Source organism: Kitasatospora sp. NPDC093806 (genome assembly GCF_040683335.1).
Classification (GTDB): domain Bacteria; phylum Actinomycetota; class Actinomycetes; order Streptomycetales; family Streptomycetaceae; genus Kitasatospora.
The window spans coordinates 1-9,787 of sequence record NZ_JBFBDO010000177.1 but is presented as its reverse complement, the minus strand read 5'-3'; the positions used below and the strand labels follow the sequence as shown (position 1 = coordinate 9,787).

At 71.2% G+C, this 9,787-nt stretch carries 9 protein-coding genes and 1 rRNA gene; all 10 read right to left on the bottom strand.

The window, feature by feature from the left end:
- Positions 1-85: 85 nt before the first annotated feature.
- On the bottom strand, positions 86-745 hold the full coding sequence (locus AB0N76_RS38140; protein WP_363565439.1) for a MerR family transcriptional regulator: 660 nt from the start codon (positions 743-745) through the stop codon (positions 86-88).
- A gap of 270 nt (positions 746-1,015) precedes the next feature.
- A complete protein-coding gene (locus tag AB0N76_RS38135) occupies positions 1,016-1,492 on the bottom strand; it encodes a bifunctional nuclease family protein (protein WP_030303568.1) in 477 nt (158 codons plus the stop codon).
- A 97-nt stretch (positions 1,493-1,589) separates the two neighbouring features.
- Entirely contained in the window at positions 1,590-2,288 is a 699-nt protein-coding gene (locus AB0N76_RS38130) for a MerR family transcriptional regulator (protein ID WP_363565441.1), read from the bottom strand.
- Between the two features lie 176 nt (positions 2,289-2,464).
- A complete protein-coding gene (locus AB0N76_RS38125) occupies positions 2,465-3,343 on the bottom strand; it encodes an FHA domain-containing protein (RefSeq protein WP_363565438.1) in 879 nt (292 codons plus the stop codon).
- 115 nt (positions 3,344-3,458) lie between these two features.
- Positions 3,459-4,388 carry a DUF881 domain-containing protein gene (locus AB0N76_RS38120; protein WP_363565440.1) on the bottom strand — a complete coding sequence of 310 codons (930 nt, stop codon included), beginning with the start codon at positions 4,386-4,388 and terminating at the stop codon, positions 3,459-3,461.
- Between the two features lie 358 nt (positions 4,389-4,746).
- A complete protein-coding gene (locus tag AB0N76_RS38115; RefSeq protein ID WP_266273207.1) occupies positions 4,747-5,079 on the bottom strand; it encodes a small basic family protein in 333 nt (110 codons plus the stop codon).
- A complete protein-coding gene (locus AB0N76_RS38110) occupies positions 5,076-6,146 on the bottom strand; it encodes a DUF881 domain-containing protein (protein ID WP_363565437.1) in 1,071 nt (356 codons plus the stop codon). The genes AB0N76_RS38115 and AB0N76_RS38110 overlap by 4 nt, the downstream gene beginning before the upstream one ends.
- Before the next feature lie 211 nt (positions 6,147-6,357).
- Positions 6,358-8,853, bottom strand: coding sequence for a mannose-1-phosphate guanyltransferase (locus tag AB0N76_RS38105; protein WP_363565436.1), 2,496 nt, complete (start codon positions 8,851-8,853; stop codon positions 6,358-6,360).
- A 124-nt stretch (positions 8,854-8,977) separates the two neighbouring features.
- Positions 8,978-9,598, bottom strand: coding sequence for a CDP-alcohol phosphatidyltransferase family protein (locus AB0N76_RS38100; protein ID WP_363565435.1), 621 nt, complete (start codon positions 9,596-9,598; stop codon positions 8,978-8,980).
- Between the two features lie 97 nt (positions 9,599-9,695).
- Positions 9,696-9,787 (bottom strand): 5S ribosomal RNA (gene rrf, locus AB0N76_RS38095); the annotation flags it as partial.

Here is a 9,787-nt window from a genome sequence, read left to right as displayed (position 1 = left end):
CTGCTGCGGGAGGTCGGGGGCGATCGGTACCTGCCGATCTGGATCGGGCCCACGGCTTTCGTCCACGTACCGCGCCGGGGCGCGCTCAGACCGCCCGGAACCGGCGCTGCGCCAGCTCGTCCGCCGGGTCGTGGCCGACCACGGTCTCACCGGTGTCGGTGCGCTCCGCGTGCAGCCGCCCGAGGGTCAGTTCCAGCTCCTGCCAGACCGCGCCGACCGCGATCCCGAAGACGCCCTGACCGCCCTTCAGCAGGTCGACCACCTGCTGCGCCGTCGTGCACTCGTACACCGTCGCGCCGTCGCACATCAGCGTCAGCCCGGCCAGGTCGGCCACATCGGCGGACTGCAGATGGGCGACCGCCACCCGGATGTTCTGCAGGGACACCCCGGCGTCCAGCAGTCGCTTGACGATCTTCAGCAGCAGGATGTCGCGGAAGCTGTAGAGCCGCTGACTGCTCGCCGGGTAGACCGAGCGGACGCTGGGCTCCAGCAGGCCCGTCCGGGCCCAGTAGTCCAGCTGGCGGTAGGTGATCCCGGCCGCCGCGCAGGCGGTCGGCCCCCGGTAGCCGATCAGCTCGGACGTGGGCGCGAGCCGCTCGATGGCCGGCTGGCCGGGCTGCACCGCCGGGAAGCGGCCCATCCTCGACACGTCCGTCCGGGGCAGTTCGGTCACGGTGCGGGCGGTGCGCGGCATGTGCACGGTGCACAGGCCTCCCACGGCCGCTTCATCGCCGGTGCCGGTCATGCCTACCTCCGTCCACTCGTGCTGCGGGCAACCCAGACCACGGGCGTCGGACACCCGGGCAGCCCCTCCTGACGGTAGGCAGTCCCCTATGACCCGTCAACGATCGCCACGCCGGGCCGAACAGACCACATCACTCAGGAGAGTGGTTTTTCGTGCCCCTAGTGTGGGTAGGTCGACGCTTTTTGGCAAAACGATTGGACGACTCCGGCACACCGGCCCCAGGCCTGTCCCGAAGTGGCTCCCCGACCGGCCTCCGGCCGGTCCCGCGCCCTACTGCGGGCCGCTCCCGCCGAAGTCCTCCGGGGACACCTGGTCGAGGAACTCGCGGAACTTCTCGACCTCGTCCTCCTGCTCGTCCGGGATCGCGATGCCCGCCTCGGCGAGCACCTCCTCGCTCCCGTAGATCGGCGTACCGGTGCGCAGCGCCAGCGCTATCGCGTCGGACGGCCGGGCGCTCACCTCCACCCCGCCGGCGAAGACCAGCTCGGCGTAGAAGACGCCCTCGCGCAGATCGGTGATCCGGACCTCGGTGAGCTGCTGGCCGAGCGCCTCCAGGACGTCCTTGAAGAGGTCGTGCGTCAGCGGGCGCACCGGCGTCATCCCCTGCTGGGCGAAGGCGATCGCGGTCGCCTCGCCGGGACCGATCCAGATCGGCAGGTACCGATCGCCCCCGACCTCCCGCAGCAGCACGATCGGCTGGTTGGAAGGCATCTCCACCCGGACACCCACGACGTCGAGCTCATTCACACAGGCAACCCTATGGCTCCCGCCCCGGATATGAAAGCGCAGCGCCGACGGCGCTGGTCAGCGCGGTGGGCGGGGCGGTCGGCGGCCCGCGGGCCGGTCAGGGGCGGGTCTTCAGGCCCGCCTGGACCATGGCCGCGTGCAGCCGGACGGAGAGCGTGGCCAGCTCCCGGGCGGTCGCCTCGGCATGGGCCCTGGTCTGCGGGTTCCGGTGCCGCCGCAGCGGCGCCACGACCTGGTCGACCAGCGCGATCTCCCGGTCGGCGGCGGCCTTCATGGCCCGCAGGTGGCGCGGCTCCAGCCCGTACCGGCCGAGCTCCGCGACCAGCCGGGCGACCTGCAGCGCCTCGCCGTCGTACCCGCCGTCCGGCCCGGACGCGACCAGTCCGTAGGACTCCCACTCCACCAGCTCGGCCTCACCGGCCTCGGCGGCGGCCAGCAGCTCGGCCCGGCCCAGCCGGACCCCGGTGGCGGCCTCGGCCGAGGCGGTGAGCTCGCGGTCCGCCTCCTCCAGCGGCCCCGGCCGGGCGTCGGCGGAGCCGGGCAGCGCCGGCGGGCTCTCGCCGCGCTCGATCGCGTCCAGGTGCTCGCGGATCACCCGCAGCGGGAGGTAGTGGTCGCGCTGCATCCGCAGCACGTAGGCCAGCCGCTCGACGTCGGCCGGGCTGAACTTGCGGTACCCCGAGGGCGTGCGCCGCGGCTCGACCAGGCCCTCCGCCTCCAGGAACCGGATCTTGGAGATGGTGACCTCGGGGAAGTCGTCGTGCAGGAAGGCCAGCACCGCGCCGATGCTCAACAGCTCGTCACCGCCGCGCCGCCGCCCGGCCGGCCGGTCCGGACGGGCCGGCTGCCTGGGGGCCGCGACCACGCCCCGCGCGCCCTGGTCCGACGACGGACCGGACGGCGCGGGGGTGGCCGCCCCGAGAGGAGAGGAAGGGGTGTTCGGACTCACTCGGGCTCCTGCCGACGTTGGTTTCAGTACCCCCGGTTGTGGCTGGCGAAGAAGACCAGCCGGTACTTCCCGATCTGCACCTCGTCACCGTTGTTCAGGGCGACCTCGTCGATCCGCTCCCGGTTGACGTAGGTGCCGTTGAGGCTGCCGACGTCGGCGACGCTGAAGCCGCCGCCGGGCGTCCGGCGGAACTCCACGTGCCGGCGGGAGACGGTGACGTCGTCCAGGAAGATGTCGCCCTGCGGGTGGCGGCCGGCCGTGGTCTTGTCCGAGTCCAGCAGGAACCGGCTGCCCGAGTTCGGGCCGCGCTGCACGATCAGCAGGGCCGAGCCCTGGGGCAGCGCGTCGATCGCGGCCAGCACCTCGGCCGAGAGCGCCGGCGTGCCGGTCCCGGTCGTGGTGTTGGGGTCGTAGGACTCCAGGCCCGAGATCGAGATGGTCGAGGTGGTCTCGGCGGACCCCTCGGGCAGCAGGCCGCCGCGCAGCGCCGTACCGCAGTTGGAACAGAAGCGGGCCGCGGCCGGGTTCTGGTTGCCGCACCTGGGGCACGGAGTGGGGCCAGCCATGTTCACACCCTCCTGGCGCGGCACACCCGAGGGGTTGTGCCCGGCGTACGGGTCCGGAGCAAACCCTCCACCAGAGGTTGAGGGTGCTGACGGGAAACCTATGCGCGGGGCGCCGGAGGGGTCAACCGACGCGCCGTAGCCCGCCGGATTCCCCGCGTACTGGGCACCGGCGCCGTCCCGGAACAGCGGACGCTCGGCGTACTCCACGCCCTCCGGAGCGGGGCGCATGCCCGGCACGGCGGGCTCGTCGTCGCGGCGGTGCAGCGCGGTGGGCGCCTCCGCGGCGGCCGCGTCGCGGCCCTTGTTGCGACCGAACAACTTCGAGAAGAAACTCACGGGCGAATCCCCTTGCGTGTGACAGACCCGCCCGTGGGGCAGGGTGGGAACCTCGGACAGACCGCGGACCCGTTCGTGGACCGGGTCGGCGGGTGTGGCACTCCGGGTGTGATGGTCACTTCGGAGCCGGCTTGGCGTACTGCGGCGTCTTCGGATCGACGACGGCGTCGACGAGCACCTTCTGCTGCGGGGCGATGGTCGCGCGCGCCTGATGGCTCTCCAGCGTACGGACCACACCTCCCGGGATGTTCAGCGCGGGTGTGAGGTCCTGCGGGTTCCCCACGACGGTGAAGCGGTAGGGCGCCGAGACCTTCTTGCCGTCGATCTGCACACCGCCGCCGGACACGTCCGTGAAGTAGGTGTTGACCACCACGCGCACATCGTTGATCTGAATCGCCTCCGCCCCCGCCGCTCGTAGTTCCTGCAGGGTGTCCAGCAGCATATCTGCCTTCACCTGCCCTTGGGGATCATCGACCGTCAGTACGATGCCCGGACCTGTGGCCTTGACGGTACCCGCGAGCACGCCGAGTTCCGTCGCCTTCTTCCTGGTCTGCTCCTGGGCCTCCTTGGCCTGGTTGGAGCTGTTCTCCAACTTGGCCAGGGACTGCTCGAGCTCCGCTCTCTCCTGCTGGAGACGCTGCTGACGGCTGTCCAGTTCGTCGAGGATGCGGACCAGGTCCTCCTGGCGCGCCCCGCGCAGCTGGCTGTGGTGGTCGTTGGTCGAGCGGACCTGGATCGCCAGCGCCAGACCCAGCGAGAACAGCAGCACGGCCACCACCAGCTGACCGCGCGACAGGCGCGGCGGCCAGAGCGCGGCCTTCAGCCGCCGCCGGCCGGAGTGGCGGTCCACCGCCTGCGCGGAGACCGACATCGGCGCCGGCCCGGCCTCCTCGGGGTCCTCCTCGGACTCCTCCTCCGGCTCCGGCGCGGCCTCCCGCGGGGACTCCGGCACGGGCAGCGGTACGGGCGCCGGCGCGGGCAGCGGCTGGGGCTTCGGGCGGGGCTCCGGCGTGTCGGAGGCCGCATCAGGCGTCTCCGCCGTCACTTCCGGCGCACGCGCGGGCGCAGGCGACACCTCGGGGGCGCGTCCGGGCGCAGGCTCCGACCGGGACCCGGCGACCGGGACCTCGGGCGCGACCTCGGGCTCGGTGTCGGGCGCTACCACCGACTCCTCCGGTGCCCCTTCGGCCACCTTGTCGACTGCCTCTTCGGCTGCCTTCCCGGCCGCCTTCCCAAGCGCCTTCCCGACCGTCTCACCGGGCGCCTGCTCCGACGCCCCGTCCGCGGCCGACCCGGTCACCGCCCCGTCCGCGGAACTTTCCCCCCGCTTCTCCTGCTCCGCGCGCACGACATCTCCTGCCGATCCGTCCGTCTTCTCCTCCGCCGCCCGCTCGCGGCCCGGCTCAGGCGCGGAAGACATGACGCCTGATCGCCGCGGCGTTGGAGAAGATGCGGATGCCGAGGACGACGACCACACCGGTGGACAGCTGCGAGCCGACGCCCAGCTGGTCGCCGAGGAACACGATCAGCGCCGCCACCACCACGTTGGAGAGGAAGGAGACGATGAACACCTTGTCGTCGAAGATCCCGTCCAGCATCGCGCGGACGCCGCCGAACACCGCGTCCAGTGCCGCCACCACCGCGATCGGCAGGTACGGCACGACGGCGTCCGGTACCTCGGGCTGGACGAAGAGTCCGACGACGACCCCGATCACGAGACCCAGTACGGCAATCACGGTCTAGCTGCTCCTGTCGCTGCGGAGGGCGACCCGGTGGTGGTCGCGGAGGGCGGGTTGGTGGTCGTGGTTCTGGCCGTGGGGCTCGGTGAGCGTTTCCCGGTCGCCGTCCCGCTCGGCTTCGCCGACGGCGAGGCCTCGGCGGACGGGCTGACCGAACCGGAGGGCGCCGCCGAGGGCGACGGGCTCGCGCTGCCGCTCGGGCTCGCGCTCGGGCCGGCGGTCGGACTCGCGGTCGGCGAGGCATCGGGAACGGCCGGCTGGGCGGTGCGCAGGGTGACCCCGACGGCCGCGGGCAGTGTGAGGTTCTTCTGCGCGGAGATGGTCGACTTGATGCCGTACTTCTCCTGCAACAGCCGCAGGTACTGGCCGGCCATGGCGCTCTCGAAGGCGCCTATCAGCCGGGGCCCGTCACCCAGCGCCTGCACGGTGTACGGCGGCACCAGCGGCCGGTTGTCCACCAGGACGGCCTCACCGGCCGCGCGGATCGCCGACAGCGCGGTCAGCCGCTGGCCGTTGATCGAGACGGCTTCCGCGCCGGAGGCCCACAGCCCGTTCACCACCAGCTGGAGGTCGCGGTCGCGCAGCCGCCCGCTGTTGGAGAAGCCCTGTCCGGCCCGCGGGTCGACGTTCCCGCCGGCCCCGGTGCCGGCCGCGTCCTCCAGCACCAGCTTCACCCCCGGGCCGGTCACCTCGCCGAGGCCGACCGCGCCGACCAGCAGCGCCGCCGGGTCGCCCTCCCCCGAGGAGAGCGCCTGCCGCTGGGCGCCCTCCACCTTCCGCCGCAGGTCCTGGACCTGCTTCTGGAGGTGGTCCGCCGAGCCGTTGGCGTCGTTGATCCGGTGGATCAGGGCGTCGCGCTCCTTGGCCAGCGTCGGCTCCGCCTTGTGCGCGCTCACCGCCCCGGCCGTGATGACCGCGCCGACCAGGGCCAGCCCGACCCCCAGCGTCAGCAGCCCGCGCGCCGTCCCCGGTATCCGGTACGGCCCGTCGCCGCCCCGCGCGGCGGCCGCCTCGGCGTACCCCTCGTCCAGGCTGTGGTCCATCACGTTGGTCAGCAGGGACATCGAGGCATCCGGACGGTTGTACCGTCCACTGCTGGCACTCGGCCTCGGCGTCGCTGACATGCGGACCATCGTCCCATGTCGGACGGCGGCCCGGCGCACGCCCCCTGACCTGCGGACATACCAAATCCGGAGGACCGTGACCAACCGCCCGAAACGGACAGTGGGGCGGGGTGACGGTGTCCACCGCCGCCCCGCCCCACCGCTCAGCCGGTCACCTCCCGGCGCCGTCGACCACCGCCGCCCACTCGTCCAGCAGCGCCTCGGTCGCCGCGTCGTCCGGTCCCTCGGCCCACAGGTGGGTGGTGGCCTCGGCCGGGTCGGGCAGCACCAGCGTCCAGCGCCCGTCCGCCTCGACCACCCGGACGCCGTCCGTGGTGTCCAGCCGACGGCTGCCGGCCGCCTCCACCACCGAGCGCATCACCATGCCCTTGGCCGCCCACGGCGTCGCGATGTCCCGCCGGCGGATGTGCGCCTGCGGGATCCGCGCGTCGATCTGGCTCAGCGTGAGCTGGGTCCGGGCCACCAGCCCGACCAGCCGGACGAACGCCGCCGCCCCGTCCAGCACCCCGCTGAACTCCGGGACGACGAAACCGCCGCGCCCGTCCCCGCCGAACACCGTGCCCTCCGCGGACGCCGCCTTCGCCAGGTCGTCCGGCGTCGTCGTGGTCCAGATGACCTGCGTGCCGTGGTACGCCGCGACCTGCTCGGCGATCCGGGTCGTGGTCACCGGCAGCGCGACCTGCCCGCTCCGCCGTTCGGCGGCGACCAGGTCCAGCAGCACCAGCAGCGCCCGGTCGTCGTCGATCACCCGGCCCAGCTCGTCCACGAAGGCCACCCGCTCGCCCACCGGGTCGAACCGGACCCCGAAGGCGGCGCGCGAGGAGGCGACCAGCTCGCCCAGCCTGGCCAGCCCGGCCCGCCGCACCTCGGCGTCCTCGGTCGGCCGCGCCTCGTCCAGCCCGCTGGAGACGCTCAGCGCCTCCACCCCGAGCCGGCCGAGGATGCTCGGCAGGACGAGCCCCGCGCTGCCGTGCGCGGTGTCCACGACCACCTTCAGCGCCGCCTCGCGCACACCCGTGGTGTCCACCGTCCGCAGCAGGTTGCCCGCGTAGGAGTCGAAGACGCTGGACGGGAAGGTGAGGTCCCCGATCTCGCCGGGGAACGCCCGCCGGTACTCCTGGCGCGCGTACACCCGGTCCAACTTGCGCTGGCCGGCCTGGGAGAGGTCGGCCCCGCGTTCGTCGAAGAACAGGATGTCCAGCGAGTCCGGCACTCCGGGGGTGGTCCGCAGGAAGATCCCGCCCGCGCTGCCGCGCGCGGTGTGCTGCCGGGCCACCGGCATCGGCACGTTCTCCAGGTCGCGGACGTCGATCGCGCTGGTCTGGAGGGCCGAGATCATCGCCCGTTTGAGTGCCCGCGCGCCCCGCGAGTGGTCACGCGCGATGGTGACGGTCGCCCCCTTCTTCAGCGTCGTCGCGTACGCCCCGGCCAGCCGGACGGCCAGCTCCGGCGTGATCTCGACGTTGAGGATCCCGGAGACGCCGCGCACCCCGAACAGGTGCTCCTGGCCCCGGGACTCCCAGATCACCGAGGTGTTGACGACCGCGCCGGCCTCGATGGTCTTGAACGGGTAGACCCGGACGTTCCCGGCGATGATCGACTCCTCGCCGACCAGACACTCGTCCCCGATCACCGCGCCGTCCTCGATCCGCGCGGCCCGCATCACATCGGTGTTCTTGCCGACCACGCAGCCGCGCAGATTGCTCTGCGGTCCCACGTAGACGTTGTCGTGGACGATCGCCTTGTGCAGGAACGCACCGCGTTTGACGACCACGTTGCTGCCCAGCACGGTGTGCTCGCGGATCTCCACGCCGGCCTCGACCTTGGCGTAGTCCCCGATGTACAGCGGCCCGCGCAGGACCGCCTCCGGGTCCACCTCCGCGCCCTCCGCCACCCAGACGCCCGGCGAGATCTCGAAGCCGTCGAGCTCGACCTCGACCTTGCCCTCCAGGACGTCCGCCTGGGCCTTGCCGTAGCTCTCGTGGGTGCCCACGTCCTCCCAGTAGCCCTCGGCGACGTACCCGTAGACCCGCTTGCCCTCCTTGAGCAGCTGCGGGAAGACGTCGCTCGACCAGTCGACGGACTCACCCGCCGCGACGTAGTCGAAGACCTCGGGTTCCATCACGTAGATACCGGTGTTCACCGTGTCCGAGAAGACCTGCCCCCAGGTCGGCTTCTCCAGGAACCGCTCCACCCGGCCTTCCTCATCGGTGATCGTGATCCCGAACTCCAGGGGATTCGGTACCCGGGTGAGGCAGACCGTGACCAGTGCGTTCTTACTGCGATGGAACTCGATCAATTCCGAGAGGTTGAAGTCGGTCAGCGCATCGCCGGAGATCACCAGAAAGGAATCGTCCCGCAAGGCGTCCTCGGCGTTCTTCACACTTCCCGCGGTGCCGAGCGGAGTCTCCTCGTTCGCATAGGTGAGGTGCATGCCCAGCTCTTCGCCGTCACCGAAGTAGTTCTTCACCAGTGAGGCCAGGAACTGGACGGTCACGACGGTGTCGGAGAGACCGTGCCGCTTCAGCAGCCGAAGCACGTGCTCCATGATCGGCCTATTGGCGACCGGAAGCAGCGGCTTCGGCATGCTGGAGGTCATCGGGCGGAGTCGAGTACCTTCGCCCCCTGCCATAACAACGGCTTTCATTACGGGTGCGTCCTCCTTCGCGGTGGTGGACCCTGCAGGTCCATCAAACCGTTCCAGAGGGTGTCTACCCGGAAGGTATCGTCCGACGCACCGTGACGCCGTGGGACTTCTCTCAGATCACGTCTCAGACAGTGGACGCCGAGGGGGTGGAACCGGCCTTGATGATCTGTCGCGCTTGAACCGCGTAAAGAATGGCGGCCCACCAGTAGAGGACGGTGCCCCACCAGATGAAGCCCCAGCTCACGATCTCGGCCGGCCGCGCGATCCAGGAGTCCCCGGAACCGAGCAGCAGAAGCGGAAAGGCGTACATCAGATTGAATGTCGCGGCCTTCCCCAGGAAACTCACCTGCAACGGCCCGTAGCCGTGCCGGTTGAGAATCGGCAGGAGCGCCGCGATAAACAGCTCCCGCGCCAGCAGGATCGCCGTCAACCACCACGGCAGGATCTCGCGCCAGGTCAGGCCGACGAGCGTCGAGAGCACATAGAGCCGGTCCGCCAATGGATCAAGAAGCTGCCCCACCCGGCTGATCTGCCCCCACCTGCGGGCGAGTTTCCCGTCCAGGTAATCGCTGATGCCACTGAGCATCAGAATCAGCAACGCCCACCCGTCGTTCTTCGGCCCGCCGAACACCGGCCAGAGAATCAACCAGAGGAAGAGCGGAACACCGACCAGCCGGCCCATGCTCAGCAGGTTGGGGATGGTGAGGACGCGATCGGTCTGGACCCGCGTCTCCTGGACCTCCACCCGGGGGCCTCCTGTCACGTGTGGCAACTTTTGCACGTTGACCTTACAACAGAGAAGCCCCCGTCCGGTTCCCGGCGGGGGCTTCTCTAGAAAAATTGTTCGGCGGCGTCCTACTCTCCCACAGGGTCCCCCCTGCAGTACCATCGGCGCTGTGAGGCTTAGCTTCCGGGTTCGGAATGTAACCGGGCG

Coding starts and splice junctions, on each gene's coding strand:
- AB0N76_RS38140 (WP_363565439.1), bottom strand. CDS start 745: ATGACCGGCACCGGCGATGAAGCGGCCGTGGGAGGCCTGTGCACCGTG.
- AB0N76_RS38110 (WP_363565437.1), bottom strand. CDS start 6,146: ATGTCCCTGCTGACCAACGTGATGGACCACAGCCTGGACGAGGGGTAC.
- AB0N76_RS38105 (WP_363565436.1), bottom strand. CDS start 8,853: ATGAAAGCCGTTGTTATGGCAGGGGGCGAAGGTACTCGACTCCGCCCG.